19 protein-coding genes and 1 pseudogene are annotated in these 19,121 nt (G+C 65.5%); 10 read left to right on the top strand and 10 right to left on the bottom strand.

Features of this window, described 5'->3' with window-relative positions; all coding sequences use genetic code 11:
• Positions 1-3: 3 nt before the first annotated feature.
• Together kdpA and kdpF are read right to left on the bottom strand one after the other, a co-directional pair.
• Entirely contained in the window at positions 4-1,707 is a 1,704-nt protein-coding gene (gene kdpA, locus AB4Z44_RS11015) for a potassium-transporting ATPase subunit KdpA (RefSeq protein ID WP_404714073.1), read from the bottom strand.
• 16 nt (positions 1,708-1,723) lie between these two features.
• Positions 1,724-1,813 (bottom strand): K(+)-transporting ATPase subunit F, encoded by a 90-nt coding sequence (kdpF, locus tag AB4Z44_RS11010; protein WP_404714072.1) that lies wholly within the window; start codon positions 1,811-1,813, stop codon positions 1,724-1,726.
• Between the two features lie 408 nt (positions 1,814-2,221).
• Here kdpF and AB4Z44_RS11005 point away from each other — a divergent pair, with 408 nt between their 5' ends.
• From AB4Z44_RS11005 to AB4Z44_RS10960, 10 genes and pseudogenes are all read left to right on the top strand, one after another.
• Entirely contained in the window at positions 2,222-2,575 is a 354-nt protein-coding gene (locus AB4Z44_RS11005) for a UrcA family protein (protein ID WP_404714071.1), read from the top strand.
• A 147-nt stretch (positions 2,576-2,722) separates the two neighbouring features.
• Positions 2,723-2,926, top strand: coding sequence for a hypothetical protein (locus tag AB4Z44_RS11000; RefSeq protein WP_404714070.1), 204 nt, complete (start codon positions 2,723-2,725; stop codon positions 2,924-2,926).
• 196 nt (positions 2,927-3,122) lie between these two features.
• The gene (locus AB4Z44_RS10995) at positions 3,123-4,418 is read left to right on the top strand and encodes a glycoside hydrolase family 130 protein (protein WP_404714069.1); all 1,296 of its coding nucleotides are present in this window, start codon (positions 3,123-3,125) and stop codon (positions 4,416-4,418) included.
• A 723-nt stretch (positions 4,419-5,141) separates the two neighbouring features.
• Positions 5,142-8,159 carry an autotransporter domain-containing protein gene (locus AB4Z44_RS10990; protein ID WP_404714068.1) on the top strand — a complete coding sequence of 1,006 codons (3,018 nt, stop codon included), beginning with the start codon at positions 5,142-5,144 and terminating at the stop codon, positions 8,157-8,159.
• A gap of 12 nt (positions 8,160-8,171) precedes the next feature.
• Complete coding sequence (locus tag AB4Z44_RS10985; RefSeq protein WP_404714067.1) at positions 8,172-8,339, top strand: hypothetical protein; 168 nt, start codon at positions 8,172-8,174, stop codon at positions 8,337-8,339.
• A gap of 97 nt (positions 8,340-8,436) precedes the next feature.
• A complete protein-coding gene (locus AB4Z44_RS10980) occupies positions 8,437-8,898 on the top strand; it encodes a hypothetical protein (RefSeq protein ID WP_404714383.1) in 462 nt (153 codons plus the stop codon).
• Positions 8,816-8,989, top strand: coding sequence for an SHOCT domain-containing protein (locus AB4Z44_RS10975; RefSeq protein WP_404714066.1), 174 nt, complete (start codon positions 8,816-8,818; stop codon positions 8,987-8,989). Before AB4Z44_RS10980 ends, AB4Z44_RS10975 begins: the two co-directional genes overlap by 83 nt.
• A 405-nt stretch (positions 8,990-9,394) precedes the next feature.
• Positions 9,395-9,781: pseudogene (locus tag AB4Z44_RS10970) on the top strand (glycosidase); the annotation flags it as partial.
• Positions 9,782-10,221: 440 nt separating this feature from the next.
• Positions 10,222-10,695 carry a hypothetical protein gene (locus AB4Z44_RS10965; protein ID WP_404714065.1) on the top strand — a complete coding sequence of 158 codons (474 nt, stop codon included), beginning with the start codon at positions 10,222-10,224 and terminating at the stop codon, positions 10,693-10,695.
• Positions 10,696-10,761: 66 nt separating this feature from the next.
• Complete coding sequence (locus AB4Z44_RS10960) at positions 10,762-11,472, top strand: hypothetical protein (protein ID WP_404714064.1); 711 nt, start codon at positions 10,762-10,764, stop codon at positions 11,470-11,472.
• Between the two features lie 321 nt (positions 11,473-11,793).
• Here AB4Z44_RS10960 and AB4Z44_RS10955 read toward each other — a convergent pair whose 3' ends face one another.
• From AB4Z44_RS10955 to AB4Z44_RS10920, 8 genes are all read right to left on the bottom strand, one after another.
• The gene (locus tag AB4Z44_RS10955) at positions 11,794-12,087 is read right to left on the bottom strand and encodes a type II toxin-antitoxin system RelB/DinJ family antitoxin (protein ID WP_404714214.1); all 294 of its coding nucleotides are present in this window, start codon (positions 12,085-12,087) and stop codon (positions 11,794-11,796) included.
• An 812-nt stretch (positions 12,088-12,899) separates the two neighbouring features.
• Entirely contained in the window at positions 12,900-13,139 is a 240-nt protein-coding gene (locus AB4Z44_RS10950; RefSeq protein WP_404714063.1) for a hypothetical protein, read from the bottom strand.
• Between the two features lie 74 nt (positions 13,140-13,213).
• Positions 13,214-15,001: an AI-2E family transporter gene (locus tag AB4Z44_RS10945; protein ID WP_404714062.1), complete on the bottom strand. Its 1,788-nt coding sequence runs from the start codon at positions 14,999-15,001 to the stop codon at positions 13,214-13,216.
• Positions 15,002-15,157: 156 nt separating this feature from the next.
• Complete coding sequence (locus tag AB4Z44_RS10940; RefSeq protein ID WP_404714061.1) at positions 15,158-15,769, bottom strand: general stress protein; 612 nt, start codon at positions 15,767-15,769, stop codon at positions 15,158-15,160.
• Between the two features lie 21 nt (positions 15,770-15,790).
• The gene (locus AB4Z44_RS10935) at positions 15,791-16,093 is read right to left on the bottom strand and encodes a hypothetical protein (RefSeq protein WP_404714060.1); all 303 of its coding nucleotides are present in this window, start codon (positions 16,091-16,093) and stop codon (positions 15,791-15,793) included.
• Between the two features lie 83 nt (positions 16,094-16,176).
• Positions 16,177-16,446, bottom strand: a complete 270-nt coding sequence (locus AB4Z44_RS10930; RefSeq protein ID WP_404714059.1) for a GlsB/YeaQ/YmgE family stress response membrane protein — start codon at positions 16,444-16,446, stop codon at positions 16,177-16,179.
• Positions 16,447-16,612: 166 nt separating this feature from the next.
• The gene (locus tag AB4Z44_RS10925) at positions 16,613-17,977 is read right to left on the bottom strand and encodes a cryptochrome/photolyase family protein (protein ID WP_404714058.1); all 1,365 of its coding nucleotides are present in this window, start codon (positions 17,975-17,977) and stop codon (positions 16,613-16,615) included.
• Positions 17,978-18,070: 93 nt separating this feature from the next.
• Positions 18,071-19,078, bottom strand: a complete 1,008-nt coding sequence (locus tag AB4Z44_RS10920) for an aldo/keto reductase (protein ID WP_404714057.1) — start codon at positions 19,076-19,078, stop codon at positions 18,071-18,073.
• Between the last annotated feature and the right edge of the window lie 43 nt (positions 19,079-19,121).

Below are 19,121 nucleotides of genomic sequence, written 5' to 3'. Positions count from 1 at the left end.
GGATCAGGAGAGGTGGCCGCCGATCATCGCGAGATGATCGGCGATGGGGCCGAGCGCGAGGCTCGGCAGGAAGGTCAGCCCGCCCATGATCAGGATCACCCCGATCAGCAGCCCGACCCACAGCCCGCCCGTGGTGGGGAAGGAGCCGGCGGTCTCGGGCGTGTACTTCTTCGCGGCGAGGCTGCCGGCGATGGCGAGCATCGGCACGATCATGAAGAAGCGGCCGACCCACATGCAGACGCCGAGCATCGCGTTGTAGAAGGGCGTGCCCGCGGTGAGCCCGGCAAAGGCCGACCCGTTGTTCGCGACCGAGCTGGAGAAGGCATAGAGGATCTCCGAGAAGCCGTGCGGCCCCTTGTTGAGCGGCCCGGCCAGACCCGCCGTGGTCACGCTCGCGATCGCCGCCCCGCCGAGAATGGCGAGTGGCAGCACCGCGATGGCCAGCACGGCGAGCTTCACCTCGCGGCCCTCGATCTTCTTGCCGACATATTCGGGCGTGCGGCCGACCATCAGCCCCGCCACGAACACCGCGAGGATGGCGAACAGCAGGAAGCCGTAGATGCCCGCGCCGACGCCGCCGACGACGACTTCGCCCAGCTGCATGTTGAAGATCGGCACCAGCCCGCCGAGTGCGGTGAAGCTGTCGTGCATCGCATTGACCGCGCCGCACGAGGCATCGGTGGTGACGGTGGCGAACAAAGACGAGGCGGCGATGCCGAAGCGCACCTCCTTGCCCTCCATATTGCCGCCCTGCAGCCCGAAGCTGTGCAGCAGCGGCGTGCCGCCGGACTCCTGCCAGTAGGCGACCGTCGTGCCGGCGAGGAACAGCAGCACCATCGCGCTCAGGATCGCCCAGCCCTGTTTGGTGTTGCCCACCGCCTTGCCGAAGCACCAGGCGAGCCCGAACCCGATCACGAAGATCGACAGCATCTGGACGAGGTTGGTGAGCGCGTCCGGATTTTCGAATGGATGCGCCGAATTGGCGTTGAAGAAGCCGCCACCATTGGTGCCGAGCATCTTGATCGCTTCCTGGCTGGCGACCGGCCCGAGCGCGATCACCTGCTTGGCGCCCTCCACCGTCGTGGCGGTGACCTGCTGGGTCAAGGTCTGCGGCACGCCCGCGGCGATCAGATAGACCGCATAGACGATGCTGATCGGCAGCAGCAGGTAGAGCGTGATGCGCGTCGCATCCGCCCAGAAATTGCCGATCGTGCCTGCCTGGCGCCGCGCGAAGCCGCGGAACAGCGCGAAGGCGAGCGCGATGCCGGTGGCGGCGCTCATGAAATTGTGGATCGTCAGCCCCAGCATCTGGCTGAGGTTCGAAAGCGTGCTCTCGCCCGAATACCATTGCCAGTTGGTGTTGGTGGTGAAGCTCACCGCGACGTTGAACGCGCCGTCCGTCCCGACATTGGCCATGCCCGGCGTGTTGAGCGGCAGGAAGGCCTGGGTGCGCAGGATCGCATAGGTGAACAGCATCAAAGCGACGTTGAAGATCAGCATGTGCACCGCGTAACGGCGCCAGCCCATCTCCTCGGCCGGATCGATGCCGGCGAGGCGATAGAAGCCGCGCTCGACCGGGCCCAGCACCGCATGGAGCGGGGTGCGGCGGCCTTCGTAGAGCGCGAACAGCCACATCCCCATCGGCTTGGTGAGCGCGAGGAGGATGCCGAGGAAGACGAGGATCAGGATCCAGCCTTGAATGGTCATGATGTGCGCGCCCCGTTCAGAAGCGCTCGGGCCGCAGGAGCACGGCCACGAGATAGAAAAGCAGGCCGACCGCGGTCAGCCCGGCGAGGGTGAGGTCCAGCGTCATCGTGCCGCCTCACGCTTTGTCGCAGAGGCGGGCATAAGCGAGCGTCGCCGCCGTCAGCCCCGCTATCACCGCGATCCATAGGATATCTTGCATGGTGCCCTCATGGGTAATCGAAGCTGTGCGATTAGGAGGCCGGCACGTTCGAAAGCGAGATCGGCACTCGGTTCGTCGCGTAGGATTCGCATATGGAAGGGCGGCCGACCGTCGGTCTCTACGTAGTTGTCCGCTCGTGTCGCGGCGCACCCCAACGGACCGTTCGCGCCGTTCGTCGCCGTCTCTCCGCACTTCGTCGACCGGTGGACGCGGCTTCCCGCCCGGTCGAACCGGGCGCGCAACGGCCCGGCCGGCCGCCTAGGAAGGCTCCAGCGGCGCCGATGAGCGGCCGCCGCCGAAGGAAGGAACACTCCCGTGATCAGCTTTGCCCGTTTGACCGCGGCGCTCGCCTTGGCGGGCGCGATCATCTCCAGCCCGGCCTATGCCGCCCCCGCCGGCGAGGCCATGAGCGTCGGCGTTCCCACCGCCGACCTCGATCTCTCCAGCAGCGCCGGCCGCGCCACGCTCGCCCGCCGCATCGGCCACGCCGCCGGCATGGTGTGCGGCCACCCCGACGCGATCGACCTCATCGGCACGCAGGCGACCCGCACCTGCCGCACGCAGGCGATCGACGACGCCTCCCAGCAGGTCCAGCTCGCGCTCGCCGCCCGCGACGCCGGGCGCCGCCTTGCCGCCAACAGCATCGCCGTCACGGCGAGGGCATTCTGACTCCCCTGTGAGAATGTCTCACCTGAAGGCCTCCGGAGTGCGCTCCGGGGGCCTTGTTTTTATGGGGTCGTCACGGCCCCGCATCCAATCGGGTGCCGGCTCGTTGAGCGGGCGGCGTGCCTCCCCGGCGCGCCGAGGAGATCCCGCATGTTGAAGATGATGACTGCCGCCGCCCTGGTCTGCGTGGCGATCGCCGGCGTCGCGCCCGCCGAAGCGCGTATGTGCCACAACAGCCACGGCAAGCGTTTCCCCTGCCACAAGGTCGTCGCCCCGCGCGTGAACCTGAAAGCGCATCACCCGGTGAAGGTGGAACGCTGCCGCGGCCACGTCGGTAAGTTCAACAATTGCTGATCTGAAGATCCTCCCCTGCTTCGCAGGGGAGGGGGACCGCGCCGCATAGCGGCGTGGTGGAGGGGCGGCGGTCGCAGACCGCCGTCTTCGACGGCGGCCCCTCCACCATGCTGCGCATGGTCCCCCTCCCCACGAAATCGTGGGGAGGAATTTACACCCCCACCCATCGCCATCCCGCGATCGGAGCCTGCCCCCCATGAGCGACAACGACCTCCTGACCTTCTCGGGTCTCCACCTGCGCCCCGATCCCGCGCGCACGGTGATCAAGCCCTTCAGCGTCGATTATCCCGAGGCGTTCCGCGATGCCGCGCAGCCACGCATGCGCACCGTGATCGAACGCGTCCTCACGCTCGACGAGGGGGCCCGGCGCGCGGAATGCACCGCCGCCGTCGCCGCGCTCTCCGAACGCCATCGCAACGTCGAAACCATGCTGGTCCGCCGCTTCGAGCAGGTGTGCGATTGCCTGCCCGAGACGGTGACCGCCGATCCCGAGCAGCAGTTGCTGATCGGCGCCTATCTCAGCGCCGAATATTCGTTCGAGGCCGCCGCCTTGTTCAACCCCAGCATCGTGATGCGGATGAACCAGGATGACGCGCCCGCCGACGGGATCAACTTCATCCTCTCGCTGCGCGGCATCGGCGAGGGGCATGTCTCCTCGGTCACCTTCCGCACCGGCCACTGGAGCGCCGCCGCCGGCTTCCATGTCGACGATCCGAGCCCATGGGTCACCTCGCCGCGGATCGAGGGCCCCGACGAGAGCGGCCGATTGGGCACGACGCGGGTGATCTGCGAAGGCAGCGAGAGCCCGTCCGAAAGCGTGCTCTTCCCGGTCACCGCCAGCCAGCGCCAGGGGATCGAGGATCTGCGCATGGTGCGCTTCATCGAGGATGACGGCCGCCCGACCTTCCTCGGCACCTACACCGCCTTCGACGGCCGCGATGCGCGCTGCGAGCTGTTCCGCGGCACCGGCATCAACACGTTCGAGATGACCGCGCTCAAGGGATCGGTGCCGGCGAGCAAGGGCATGGCGCTCTTCCCCCGCCGGATCGACGGCCGCTTCCACATGATCGGCCGGCAGGACAGCGAGAATTTGTGGCTGATCGCATCGGACGACATCACCACCTGGGACGGCGGCACGAAGATCGTGCGCCCGCATTTCCCGTGGGAGTTCATCCAGATGGGCAATTGCGGATCGCCGATCGAGATCGACGAAGGCTGGCTGCTGCTGACCCATGGCGTGGGCATGATGCGCAATTACTGCATGGGCGCCTGCCTGCTCGACAAGGCAGACCCGACCAAGCTGCTCGCCCGCACCCCCGAACCGATCCTGCGCCCGAGCCCGAGCGAGCGGAACGGCTATGTGCCCAACGTGGTGTATAGCTGCGGGGCGATCGTGCACGAGCGCACGCTGCTGCTGCCGTTCGGGATCGCGGACAATTTCGCGAGTTTTGCGAGTTGCGGGGTGGATCAACTGCTCGAGCGGATGGCCTGAGCGGCTCTCGCCCTGAACGCGAAACGCCCACCGCATTGTCGCTATGGGCGCCTCTTCAGGCGCGATCAGAATGGTTGCCGCTAAACGACTTTGCCGGGGCGTCGAGGTCACGCTTGCGCGGCCACTTGCGCACGGGCCATCAGAATGACGGCCCGGGAGTCAACGCCGACGATCCGGATCGACGAAGGCCGGCAGCGCGCGCTGGCAGGAGGTCTCGGCGGCGGTGAGCGTCTCATTTTACCGTCGAGGGCGAATGCCACCGGGCCGGAGGCGGATACAACCATTACGGTGATACAGCGGCTTGCCTTACAGCCGCGGCTCGGACAATTGGCGGGTGTGCATCGCGGCGTTCAAGAGCGCCCGATAAGATCTGGGGGAAGTATGAAAATCTTTGGTTTCGCAGCGCGCTCGCGCTTGCTGGGCACGTCCTGCTTGGCCCTGACGAGCTTGTTTTGCGGGAGCCGCCTCGAAGCGCACTGCGTAACCACCGGAACGACGGTCACCTGCGACGCTGCTGCGCCGAACCCGGAGCGAAATGGTACTTCTGGCCTGCAGGTAACCCTTCTTCCTGGCGCCATTGTCCAGGTCGACGATCCCTTTGCCGGTGGGTCCCCGCAATCCTACACCGTTTCCATCGCCAACAATGGAACGCTGACGACCGCAGCCGGCAGTCAGATCCGCAATTTTTACGGGTCCGCGGTCACAAGCGGTAGCGGCGCCTCGATGAGCATTTCCGGCCTGATCTCCGGTAGCGGTGCCGACGCCGTCTTGCTCGGCGCGCGATCGTCGCTTGTCATCAGCGAGACCGGGCTTGTCGAGACGACGTCGAACCATTTCGGTTTCGCGCCTGCTATTGGCGTGATGGGCGCGCTAACGAACATTTCCGTCGATGGCACGGTGCGGACGTCGGGAAACAGCTCGGCCGCCATTGCCACGGGCTCGAACGGCTTGTTCGGGACGAGCTACTACGGCAGTTCGATCACTGTCGGACAGACTGGTGTGGTTTCGACCTCGGGCGCCTCTTCGGCGGCGATCCAGCTTGCCGGGGGTTCGGATCTGCAGATTGCGGGGCAGGTTGCGGCGATCGGTAGCGGCAGCGATGCGATCAGCTATATGGCCGGGCCCGGCCAAACCGTCAGCATCGATCTGCAGGCGAGTGGATCGATTGCGTCGTCGCAAGGCGCGGCCATCACCGGAACCGGAACGGCCGCAATCCTCAAGATCGCAGGCTCGGTTACGGGCGGTGCCGGCGCCGCAATAGCGCTCGGCAGCGGCAACGACACTTTGACCCTATTTTCGAGCGCCCGTATTAGTGGAACCGTCGATGGCGGTGCCGGCACGGACGCCTTGATCCTGGCTGGTGCGGGGCCGGGCGCCCTGAACGCCGTCTCCCATTTCGAGACGCTGGACGTTCAATCGGGGATTTGGACGACAGCCGCCCTGAACTTCTCCGGCGGCGTTGCGATCGAATCGGGCGCGAGCCTCGAGAGCCAGAACGGTGCGAATGGGCTGACGGGTGTGACGACGCCGTCCATCGTCGACAATGGCACCCTGGTCGTGCGCAGCAGCGCGGCGTCGGCGGGCTCCACCTTCGGTTCGACGGTGGTGACCGGCTCGGGCGACATACTGCTCACCGGCGCAGGCAAGGTGACGCTCGATGGCGTGAACAGCATCCAGACGACGGGTATGACGACGATCGACGCCGGCGCCACCGCGCTGATCAGCGGCACGCAGGGGGGCAATTTCGCCACCAACACCGGCGGCACACTGCAGATCGGCACCGGCGGGACAACCGGCACCTTCACCGGCAATCTGGTCGACAACGGCGCATTGGTGGTCGATCGCAGCGACGGCACGACTTTCGGCGGAAGCCTAAGCGGCAACGGCACCCTGCTGAAGCGGGGTGCGGGCGAGCTCGTCTTCGCTGCCGGTTATGCGCTCAATGGCGTCATGACGATCCAGGACGGTTCGATCCGACTGAGCGCACCGATGGCGCCCACCATCCAGCTCGACGTGGAAGGAGCCGGCCAGCTCAACCTGGCGGGCACCAACCAGAGCGTCGCCTCGCTGAGCGGCACCAACACATCGACGACGATCAACATCGCCGGCGGCTCGCTGACCACCACCCAGACCAGCGATACCACCTTCGCGGGGGCGGTGATCGGGAGTGGCAGCCTCACCAAGTCCGGCAGCGGGCGGCTCAACCTGAGCGGGACGAACAGCTATACCGGCACGACCACGATCAACGGCGGCACCCTGTCGGTCAACGGCAGCATCGTCTCGCCGGTGGTGGTCGCGTCGGGCGGCACGCTGGGCGGCACCGGGCGGGTCGGCTCGACCATCGTGCAATCGGGCGGCGTCTGGGCGCCGGGCAATTCGATCGGCACGCAGGCCGTGACCGGCAACGTCACGTTCGCGGCCGGATCGACCTATGCGGTCGAGGCCAATGCCGCCGGCCAGTCCGACCGGATCGACGCGACCGGCACCGCCACCCTGCAGGGTGGCACCGTGCGCGTGCTGGCGGCGACCGGCACCTACAGCAATTTGACCAACTACGTCATTCTGACCGCGCCGGGCGGCGTGAGCGGGCAGTTCGCTTCCGTGACCTCCAACCTTGCCTTCCTGACGCCGTTGCTGAATTATTCGGCCAATGCCGTCACGCTGACGCTCGCGCGCAACGACGTGAACTTCGCCGCGATCGCCAGCAATGACAATCAGCGCAGCGTCGCCGCGGCGGTCCAGTCGCGCGGGCTCGGCAACCCGCTCTACAATTATGTGCTGATGCAGGATGCGAGCGGCGCACAGGCGGCATTCACCAGCCTGTCGGGGGAAATCCACGCGAGCGTGCCGACCAGCCTGCTCGATGAGGTGAATGAGGTCGGTCGCGTCGTGCGCAACCGCGCCACCTTCGATGGCGAGGGTGTCGGTGTCTGGGGGCAGGCCATGTACAATCTGGCCGAGAGCGCTGCGCGCGATGGCGTCGCCCCGACGCGGACCGATCGCCGGGGCGGTATCGCCGGCATCGATTATGGGCACGAAGGGCTGCGTGCCGGCATCGCCGGCGGCTATCTGCGCAGCAACATCGGCGCGACCGGCCGCGCCAGCCAGGCCGATATCGACAGCAAGATCGTGACCGCCTACGCTGGCTATACGCGCGACGCGCTGATGCTCGACGGCGGGATCAGCTACACCTGGCATGACATCCACACCCGTCGCACCGTCAGCCTCGGCACGATCGGTGGTCTGACCACGGCGCAGTATGACGCCGACAGCGCGCAGCTATTCGGCCAGGCTGCCTATGCGATCAGCTACAGGGGTGCGAGCTTCGCGCCGTTCGCTGGTTATTCGCATCTGCGCACCCATCGCGACGGCTTCGCCGAAAGTGGCACGGTGGCTGCACTCACCGTCAGCGGAACGACGCGTAACATCGATGTCGCCGAGCTCGGCCTGAAGATCTACGGCGCGGCACCGATCGGCGGGGCGACGCTGCTGCCCAAGCTGTCGATCTCCTACCAGCATATGTGGGGCAACATTCTCGGCATCGAGCATGCGACCTTTGCAGGAGCGGGCAGCGCCTTCTCGATTACCGGTGCCAGCACCGGCAAGGATGCCCTCCGCGTGGAGGGAGGCGCCGATATCGTGGCAGGCCACGGCTTCCGCATCGGCGGATCCGCCTTCGGCCAGACCTCGGGCGCGCTCGGCGACTATGGTGCCAGAGTGTCCCTCAGCTACAATTTCTGAGTTGGGACGGGCTTGCTCGGCCGCCGGATCGGCGGGCAGGCCCGGCTCTACCGCGACGTGGTGCATAGCTGCGGGGCGATCGTGCACGAGCGCACGCTGCTGCTGCCGTTCGGGATCGCGGATAATTTCGCGAGCTTTGCGAGTTGTGGGGTGGATGATTTGTTGGGGCGGATGAGTTGAACCGAAGCCCTCTTGCCCAATGGGATTGGATTAAAATCGCCGTGACAGATCCGTAGGCTGCGATAAGAGTGCTCGAAATGAGCCGGCGGGGGTGGGCATGAAGTCAGAGGGTTTGAGCGGGATCGCCATCGTCGTCAGCGCCCTGTGGGTGCCCGGGCTCGCGGCGCAGGTGACGCCGCCACCGCCCGTGCCGAAGCCAGATTTTGCCAAAGTGCGCGCAACCGGCGAAGCGTCGCTAAAAGCGCCTCTGTTCGATCCGGTCTCGGCGCAGATCGTTTATACGAGCGGCTTTCAATGGGGTTATGCGAAGCCGCTGATTGGCAAGCGTACATGGGGTTGGATCGCCTGCGGCACTCTCAACGCCAAGAATCGCATGGGCGGCTATGTCGGCGCGCAAGGTTTCTGGATCCTGAGCGACGCCAACGGCACCATTTCCTGGGGCAACGCGCTGGAAAGCGTAACGACATGCGATACCGGTGCGAAGGTTGAGCTCCAGCCCGAGTTGCGCGATCAGAACGGTCGTCGCTGCGGAGGGGAATGCCAGGCTCGGCATCGCTGACGAGTTGATCAAGCTCGCGGATTTAAAAGCCAAAGGTATCATCACGCAGGTCGAATTCGATGCACAGAAGGCGAAGCTGCTAGCGCGGTGAGTATTGTCGCCATGAAGATGTTATTTGTGCTTTCCGCGGTTTGTTTTTTAAGTGCTCCGTCGCTGGCGGAATATCGGTTTGGCGTGGCCGACACTCCAGCCAATGCATGCGCCATAGCTAATCGTAATGCCTGTCAGGGTAAGTGCTACCAGCCTTGCCAAGAGGCTAGCTGCGTCAGGCTGAACAATGGCTCTTTTAGTTGTCATGCCAATCAGGCGGTGCACGGCGGCTCCTGCGGCCACCATGGGAACATCAGGGGTTGCCCGGCTGGTACTTATCCTCCGCAAGAGCAGAAAGAGCCAAACGACGTCCGCCCCGAACCGGTTGAGCGCGAACTCAGCGATCGTCCCAGAATGTCGATCTGGATCAGGACGCCCTAGGAGGGGCTGACGGTGTTCGTCTCCATCGGACGACATCACCACCTGGGACGGCGGCACGAAGATCGTGCGCCCGCATTTCCCGTGGGAGTTCATCCAGATTGGCAATTGCGGATCGCCGATCGAGATCGACGAAGGCTGGCTGCTACTGACCCATGGCGTGGGCATGATGCGCAACTACTGCATGGGCGCCTGCCTGCTCGACAAGGCCGACCCGACCAAGCTGCTCGCCCGCACCCCCGAACCGATCCTGCGCCCGAGCCCGAGCGAGCGGAACGGTTATGTGCCCAACGTGGTGTATAGCTGCGGGGCGATCGTGCACGAGCGGACGCTGCTGCTGCCGTTCGGGATCGCGGACAATTTCGCGAGTTTTGCGAGTTGCGGGGTGGATGAGCTGTTGGCGCGGATGGAGTGAGGGGCCGCTACCCGAGCGTCTAAGGATTCTATTATTCCAACGAGATTGGCCGCCGATGGGTGGAAACCGGAATGGCCGGTTTGGAGCGGCTGCCAGAGGTAACCGGATATTCGTCGGCTGCTTCCCCGCGACAGCTATGCGCCCCCAAAATCGGTCGACAACGCCCGATCGGGAGTACCCGGAAGCTGCCGGTCGCAGGGGCTGAGGTGCAACAGAATGGGCAATAGGGTTGCGCGAATAAATTCTCGATCGGTTTAACCAATGGCACGCCACCAAGGCTCAGAAGCAATGGCTCGCTCTGCTTTGATAGGGGGATGGGTTACCGCCATGATAAATAATACAGCGATTCCAGTAGGTCATACGGCAAATCAAGTTGGCACTTGCATATCACTGAGACTCAGCCGAGGATCGTGCATCGTTTTTGGGGGAGGATTAGCCAAATGACCAACCGAGTTCATATCGACGCGCCGGCCGGTGTCGTCGAAATCGAGGGCGAAAAGGACTTCGTGGAGGGCCTGCTAGCGAAACTATTTCCCTTACTTGAGGAAGCCGGGTTTGGCAGCCGTCCGCCTGCGGCAAAAGAAGCACCCGAACTCAGTAATGAAGCCACCAACACGCAGGATAGCGGTGCCGTTGAGGATGGAGGAGCCCCGGATAAGGCAAAGTTCAAACGCAAGCGCAACGTCGCTCCGAAGGGGCACACCTGTGCGGATCGGATTATTGCTTTGAAGGAGGAAGGGTTCTTCAAGACCAAGAGAACCGGCGGGGATATTGTCGCAGGCCTCTCAGCAAAAGGGTATACCCACAAGTCGAATCAGGTTGCGGCAGCAGGCGAGTCCTTGTTCAAGCGGAGCCTCCTGCAAAGAACTAAAGAGGGTTCAGGACCGTTCAAGTACTACTGGGATAGGGACTAATCCTTGAGCCTCCCCACGCTCCAAGAATCGCTACGGACGGTTCCCCCCAGTCTTCGTGATCCACTAGTGGAGGAGTTTAGCCAAGCCCTCGACGAGTATCGCGCTGCAGACTGGGAAAAGGTCGGCCTCAAGGCAGGAAAGTTCTGCGAAATCGCCTTTTGTATCTGCGCTGGGCACGCCACCGGAACCTACGCTGCGACACCCTCGAAGCCGGGAAACTTCCCGCAGGCTTGCCGTGACCTAGAGCAGTACAACGCCTCCAAAGGTCGCTCGCTTTGCATGCAAGTACCGAAGATGTTGGCGGCTCTCTACGAGCTTCGGAATAACCGTGCGATTGGTCATGTGTCAGCCGATGTCAGCCCCAATCATATGGATGCCGAGCTTTTCTTGCGAGGCATGAAATGGGTTATGGGGGAGTTCGTGCGGAACTATTCGCGGCTCCCTCTCGCGGACTCCCACGCGGTGGTGGAGGCAGTTACCGCTCGAACGTTTCAGATCGTCTGGTCAGCTGGTAACGTACGCCGAGTGCTGGAACCCGCGAAGACCGCCGCCCAAAAAGCCTTGATACTTCTTTACGCCGAGGGAAAACCAGTAAGCGTCGCTCAATTGCAGACGTGGGTCGAATATAAGAACGGCACTGATTTCAAGCGCAAGGTATTGAAGGACCTGCACAGCAAGGCATGGGTTCATTTCGATGAGCGGAATGCGACGGTACAGATTTTACCTACTGGGCAGGCGTACGTTGAAAAATCCGGACTTCTCACCGTGAGCGGTTAGCGGTGCACCCTGAGCATTCGCCGGGAATTTACGTATTATCAACGTGTTAGCCTGCAACAAAATTGCCCATATTGTTGCACCGCTGCGGAGGGAGCCGAACGGCAGTTTCCACCAAGCACCGGCGGAGGCCGCCATGCCGTCAGCGACCCTGTTCCAGCCGCTTGGCAACGCCCCAACCAACGGCAGCTTTTGGCGAACGCTCAAGCTACCGTAAATTTCGGGTTCTGGGTCTTCGTGCCCGTTAGGGAAGATCCGCCAGCGCCGGCCCATGGCTCGGTCGCCACGCCAGCCGGTCGCACGGCACGCCAAGATCAACCAGCATCATGCCTTGTGTGCAACGGCGGCGCCGCGCGCGCCAGCGGCCGCCTCGATCTGCTCGCTCAACCCGTCCTGCTCGTCCCCCATCAGAGCCTCGTAGACCTTGGCGCGGAACCAGGCGTCGTACGCCTCGCGATCCGCCGCCAGTTCGAAGGGGAGGCGGCCTTCGTGGGCGATGCGGGTGAGCAGGATGCGGACCGCATCCGATACCGTGAGGCCCATCGTGTCGAGCACCGCGGCCGCGCGATCCTTGAGATCGCGATCGATCCGGGTCTGGATGAGGGCATTGGCGGGCATCGGGCGGGCTTCCGTGGTGTAGGGCGTGTCATGCAATTGCATGACAAAGGATATGCCGCCCGTAATGCAATTGCATGACACGATCCAGCCTTTGGGTCGTTTTCACGGCTCTCGCCACGGCTTGTCGATCGGAGGGCAAGCGCAGTTGGCATCAGAAATTGCCGCGTCTCCGCTCCAATACGCGCGGGAAAATCGGTCAATCTTCCGCTATAATGGCCCGATATCGAAGTACACAGAATTTAACGACGCCGTCGGATCGTCCTGTGTCCTTCGGGATAGACTACGGGACAGGCGGATTGGACATATGAAAAGATTGGAGGCGAGAATGGATCGGAGGAATTGTCCGGCGTCGCCTGACCATGTATTCCGTTATCGCCAGAACGCGCGCCGAATATTGGCGCGATCAATTCCCTGTTCCGGGCGATATGCGCCCCTGATAAAGCGATTTTCCGCACGCCGAATTCCCTGTTCCGACACGACGGGAAATTGCCGGAACAGGCTCGCCTTCCCAATGGCTTGCGGGGATCCTCGGCGCCGATCGCGTGCCGAAAAAGTCGGATTTTCCCTGTTATTTGCGCATAACAGGGAAAATCGCCCTCTGGCGGGCCTCGGCCCGATCCGCTGCGCGGCGGGCTGTATGGACGGGGAGGTCGCGCCCGCGGGCTGCATTTCGGCGCCTCAGGCGATGGCGGAGCCAAGCCGCGCCGATCGCAACGGGCACGATCGCGCCCGCCCGAACGCGAAACGCCCACGGCGATGGCGCGGTGGGCGTTGCTCAAATCATAAGCCGGTCGACGTCGTCGACGGGCGGATCAGCCCCAGTGACGGCGGCCGTGATGCTCGTAGCGGCGGTGCCCGTAATAGCGGTTTTCGCGCCATTCGCGATGGTGGCGATAGCCATAGCCGCCATTGTAGGAGCGGTCGTGACGATCGCGCTCGCCGCGGTGATAGCCCCGGTCGTGATGATCGCGATCCCATTGCTTGGCCTCGGCTGCGCCGGCCCCGCCAATCGCGATCGTGGCGGCGATCAGGGCGATCTTCAAGATTTTCACATCTATTCTCCTTCGATACCAGAAGGCTTGGCCGGTATGTCTGTTCCGGGCGCGCGCGCTTTATTGCCGTTATTTCACTTTGGCAGGACCGTGCTTGCCGCGCGGCGCGCGGCCGGGGCGGGCAAATCCTGGGCGGCGGCGACGCAATCGACATATGCGCCGAACGAGCCGGCCAGCGGCGGATCGCCGTCGACCGCGCCGTCCTCGTAGCGGTCGACGCCCACGCAGATCGCGGCGTCGGGCAGCTTCGATCGGACATGCCCGGCCACCTGCGCCAGCCGGCGGGCGGACTTGGCGCTGAACAGCCCGACGATGCACACCGTGTCGATCGCGTCCGTCGTCTCGCCGGCCGGATCGAACTGGCCCATCGCCTCGCGCGTCACGCGATGGATCGTGGCGCCCGCCTGTTCGAGCAGGTGCGCCGCGATCGCCGCCGCGGCGATGTCGAGCGGCCCGCGCCCGGGCACGCACAGGATGGTGCGGCCCGCCAGGATATCGGCGGGCTGGTCGGGATCGTCGGTCTGGTCGGCGGGCAGGTCGCGCAGCGCATCGACCACCTGGACGACGGTCTCGCACACCGATTTCATCGACGCCCGCTCGACCACGCCGCGCTCGACATCGGCCGCCGCCAGCCGCAGCCCGGGCAGCGCCACCTGATCGTAGAAATCCTGGAGCGAGAGCTGCTCCAGCTGCTCCTCGGCATTCTCGATCGCCTCTTCGGGGCGGAGCGCCAGCGCGCGCTGGTAGAAGGTCTCGGCCACGCTGAGCGGCGGCCGATCGCCCAGCAGGATATCGAACAGCTCGAACGCCGGGATATGTCGCCCGAGCACGACCAGCATCAGGGTCAGCGGCATCGCCAGCACCAGCCCGATCGGGCCCCAGATCCACGCCCAGAAGATCGACGAGACGACGACCGAGACCGGCGACAGGCCGGTCGAGCGGCCATAGACCATCGGCTCGATCGCATAGCCGACGATCGGCTCGATGATCAGGAACAGCCCGGCGACCGCGAACACCAGCCCCAGGCCCGGCGCGGTCGCGGCGGCGAGGCCGAGCGGGCCGACCGCGGCGATCAATATGCCGACATAGGGCACGAAGCGCAGCAGCCCGGCAAGGATGCCCCACAGGCCCGGCGCCGGAATGCCGAGCAGCCACAGGCCGATCCAGATCACGCCTCCGAAGGCGCAGTTCACGATCGCCTGGGCGAAGAAATAGCGGCTGAGGCGCTTGGCCGCATCGTCGAGCGCGATCGTCGTCCGGTGGAGATCGGCCGCGCCCATCAGGCGGATCACGCGATCGCGCACATCCTCCTTCTGGACCATGAAGAACAAGGTCACGACCAGCACGATCAGCCCGGTCTCGATCGGCGCGAGCAGGGGCATGACATAGGTCTGGAGCTGTTCGGTGAGCGCGGGCGGCGCGCCGCGGATGGCGACGGGTACGGTCCCGGCGTCGGCGCTCTGCTGTTGCCGGGTCTTCAGGCTGGCGCCGGCGCGCTCGGCCGCGGTGGGGCGGCGGCGCTGCTCGCGCGCGCTGATGGCGGGGAAGGTGAAACGCTGCTGGATGCTGGCGCGGGCGCGCTCGGCCTTCTCGGTGATGCGCTGGACGTAGACCGGGGCGTCGCTCTTCAGCACCGCGGCCTGGCCGATCAGGATCACCGCGGTGGTCGAGATCACGCCCAGCGCGATCAGCATCGCCAGCAGGACGGCCAAGGGCTTGGGCACCCTGGCGCGCCGGATCGTCGCGACGATCGGGGCCAGCAGGAAGGCGAGAAACGCCGCCAGCGTGATCGGGATCAGGACCGATCGGCCGAAATAGAGGAAGCCGATCGCGATCGCCGCGAGCAGCCACGATGTCAGCACCTGGCGCGAACTGATCGCCAGTTCCGCGGCCCGGCGCCCGAACGGGCCGTCACTCGAAGGCAGGATCCTGGCCGTTGCGTGCTTCCGCGTGAGGGGGGAGGGGGCGGATGGTGCCGTTCGGGCCGGATCGCGTGTGCGATCCGGCCCGGATTGGCGTCAGACGATCGGTTCGCGACGATAGCTGCCGCGATCCCGCTCGATCTCCTCGGCGGTGTAGGGCGCTGCGGTCTCGTCGAAGCCGGCCCAGCCCGCGCGGCGATAATCCTCGCCACGGGTGGTCGCATCGACGCCGTTGCGGCCGTTGAGGGCGGCTTCGGCGGCCGGCGCGAGCTCGTCCGAGACGCGCGCGCTCACCAGGGTGCCGCCGCGGCGGACGCCCTCCGAATAGACATGGGCCTCCTCTTCGGTGTGCCCGGCATGCTTGAGCGCGCCGACCAGACCGCCGGCTGCGGCGCCGCCGACACCGCCGATGGCGGCACCGGCTGCGGTTGCTGCGAGCCAGCCGGCCGCCACGATCGGGCCGAGGCCGGGAATGGCGAGCAGGCCGAGCCCGGCGAGCAGGCCGCCGACGCCGCCGATCGCGGCGCCCGTCGTCGCGCCACGGCCGACATCGCCGCCGGTGGTGCCGTCACCGACGACATGGTCGCCATGGGTGTTGTTGGCGACGATGCTCAGATCGTCGTGCGGAACGCCGAGGCGCTCGAGCTCGGCCACGGCGGCCTTGGCGTCGGCATAGTCGTCGAACAGTCGAGTGATGGTTCTGGACATGATACTCTCCTTAAAACTCGATCAATTCGAGCTGATGTTGCCTTTGTAGTCGAGCGTGACGGTGACGCTCTGGCCGCTCTTCATGGCCGTCCCGGTCCAGCCGGCGTCGGTCTTCTTGAGATCGCTGATGCCGGTATAGCCGGCCTTGGCGATGCGCTTCTTGGCCTGGGATTCGGTGAAGGAGCTGTGGCCCTTGGCCGGCGCCGCGACGGCATGCGCGCTGCTGTCCTTCACGACGGGATTGTGCGAACCGCTCTGCGCGTCCTGGGCGAGGGCGCCGGTCGCGAGGCCGCCGGCGATGAGCGCGGCAAGACAGATCTTCATAGGTATGTTCCTCTCGATGATTTTATGTGTCGGCCGCGGCATCGCCGCGACCGCTCATTTGCCCTGTCGGGCCTTGTGTCCGCTCAGCGAACGCTGCCGCGACGGACGAGATTGACCACTGCCAGCAGGACGACCGAGCCGAGCAGCGAAACCAGGATCGACTGGATGCTGAGCGAACCGCTGGTGATCGGCACGCCGCCGATGAGCGGCGTCAGGAGAAAGCCCGCCAGAAGTGCGCCGACGATGCCGACCACGACGTTGAGAATGATGCCCTGCTGCGCGTCGGTGCGCATGATGAGGCTTGCGAGCCAGCCAATGATGCCGCCCACGACGAGGAGGATGATAAGGTTCATGTGGATTCCTATTGGCTGCCCAATATCGGGTGGCCCTCCAACGGACGGCGGGGATAAGGGTTCATCACTTCACGATGTTAAATGGTTAATTATCGATAACTTTCGGGACGGATCGAAAGACCTGGGTCGTCCGGCAGCTGGATTGCCCCCGGACGATGCGATCGCCTCAGTCCAGGGCGCGCCCCGCCGCCAGCGCGCGCTCGCGCCCCTCGCGGTGGCCGACGATCTTGGCGGGATAGGCCTCGGGCCGGCAGCCTGCCGCGTCGGGATCGTGGATCGCGCCGTCGGGCAGGCCGGCCAGTTCGGGCACCCACCGGCGGATATAGTCGCCGGCGTGGAATTTCTCCGATTGGCTGAGCGGCGCCATGATCCGGCCGAACATGTTGGCGTCGACGCCCGTGCCCGAAATCCACTGCCAGTTGACCGAATTGTTGCCGTAATCGGCATCGACCAGGCAATCCCAGAACCAGCGCTCGCCCGCGCGCCAATCGATCAGCAGATGCTTCACCAGGAAGCTCGCCGCGATCATGCGGACCCGGTTGTGCATCCATCCGATCGACCAGAGCTGGCGCATGCCGGCATCGACGATCGGATAGCCGGTGCGGCCGCGCTGCCACGCGCGCAGATCGCGCTTCGCCGCGGCATCGCTGCGCCAGCGCAGCGTGTCGTATTTGGGGCGGCCGTTACGGCGGCCATAATCGGGCAGCGCGAGGATCACCCCGTCGCTGAAATCGCGCCAGGCGAGCTCCTTGACGAATTTTCCGGCATGCGCGCGATCATGCACCCGCCCGTAGAGCGCGCGCGCCGAAAGCTCGCCGAAGTGGAGATGCGGCGAGAGCATGGACGTGCCCGGCGCGGCGGGCAGATCGCGGGCTTCGGCATTGGCATGGACCTCGTCGGCCCAATCCTCGGCCCTGGCCAGCGCCGCGGCCTCGCCCGGCGTCCAGGCGTCGCCGAAGCCGGTGGACCAATCGGGCTTGTGCGGCAGCAACTGCCAGTCCGCGAGCGGTTCGCTCTTCGGCCAGTGGGGCGGGGCAGGGATCGTGTCCGGCGCAGGGATCGGTTTGTCCGGGGGCAATTGCTCCTGCAGCGCGCGCCAGAAGGCCGAGTACATCCGATACGGCTGGCCGGATCCGTTGCGCACCTGCTCGACCGGGGCGAGATGGTTGCCGTCGTGCAGGCAGAGCGCATCGCCGAGCGCGGCCTCGGCCTTGCGCCACCATGGCTCGTAATGGCGGATCGCGTGGATCTGGCTCGCGCCGGTCTCGGCCATCAGATCGCGCAGCACCGTATCGGCACGCCCGCGCCGCAGGATCAGCCGGCTGCCCTTCGCCTTCAGGCTTTGTGCGAGGCTGGCGAGGCTGTGATGCAGCCACCAGCGTTGCGCCCCGCCGATCCGCCAATCACCCGGCGTCTCGTCGTCGAGCACATAGACCGGGATGACCGGGCCCTCGCCGATGGCAGCCATGAGCGCGGGTTGATCGGCGAGGCGGAGATCCTGGCGGAGCCAGAGCAGGACGGGTTTAGACACGGGATTGCCTACGCCGGAACGGCGCGCCGGGTTCCGTGCGGGATCGGCCGATCAGAGGACTCCGGACACGAAGACGGATGGGCTGCCGTTGGGTTATGCCGGCAACGGCGCCGCTGGATCGACCAGTCCCTCCGTCCGCAATTCGTGCCAGAAATCCGCCGGCACTCTCTCGTCCAGCGCCGCGCGATCCTCCGCGATCCGGCTCGGGTGGCTGGCGCCGGGGATCACCGCCGCAACCGCGGGATTGGCCAGTGCGAATTGCAGTCCGGCCGCCTTCATGCTGACTCCATGGCGATCCGCGATCGCCTTGATCCGTGCCACCTTGTCGAGGATGGCCGGCGGGGCAGGGGCATATTCGAAATTGGGCCCGCCCACGAGCGCGCCCGAACTGTACGGCCCGCCGACGACGATGCCGAGGCCCTTGGCGGCCACCGTGGGCATCACCCGCTGCAGCGCGCGCGCATGATCGAGCAGGGTGTAACGCCCCGCCAGCAAGGCGCCGTCGGGGCGCGACTCCTTCAGATCGAGCAAGGTCTCGATCGGCTCGACCAGATTGACGCCGAGCCCCCACGCCTTGATCACGCCCTCGTCGCGCAACCGATCGAGCGCGCGGAACGCGCCCGTCCGCGCCTCCTCGAAGCGCGCGATCCATTGATCGCCCCAGAAATCGCGCGCCAGATCGTGGACGAAGACGATCTCTATCCGATCGGTCTGCAAGCGCTCCAGGCTCCCCTCGATCGATCGCAAGGTCGCGTCGTGGCTGTAATCGTTGACGACTTTGTTGGCGCGGCCATGCGCGAAGACGCCGGCTTTCTCGCCCTGGTCGCGCGCGCCGACATCCTCGAGCTCGTCGAGGATCACCCGGCCGACCTTGGTGCTGATCACATAGTCTTCACGCGGCTTGCCCGCGAGCGCGCGGCCCATGCGGATCTCCGCCAACCCGGCGCCGTAGAAGGGCGCATTGTCGTAATAGCGGATGCCATCGTCCCACGCGGCTTCGACCGTCGCCAGCGCCTCGTACTCGGGAATGTCGCGGAACATATTGCCGAGCGGCGCCGCGCCGAAACCGAGTTTGCCGGGCAGAATGTCGCGCAGTGCCATGACTCGATCCTTCGCTTGGGGCCGCGGGCGCCAGATGGCCATC

Origin of the sequence: Sphingomonas sp. MMS24-J13, from assembly GCF_044905095.1 — a bacterium.
GTDB lineage: Bacteria > Pseudomonadota > Alphaproteobacteria > Sphingomonadales > Sphingomonadaceae > Sphingomonas_I.
This window is presented reverse-complemented; position numbering and strand designations above follow the sequence as displayed.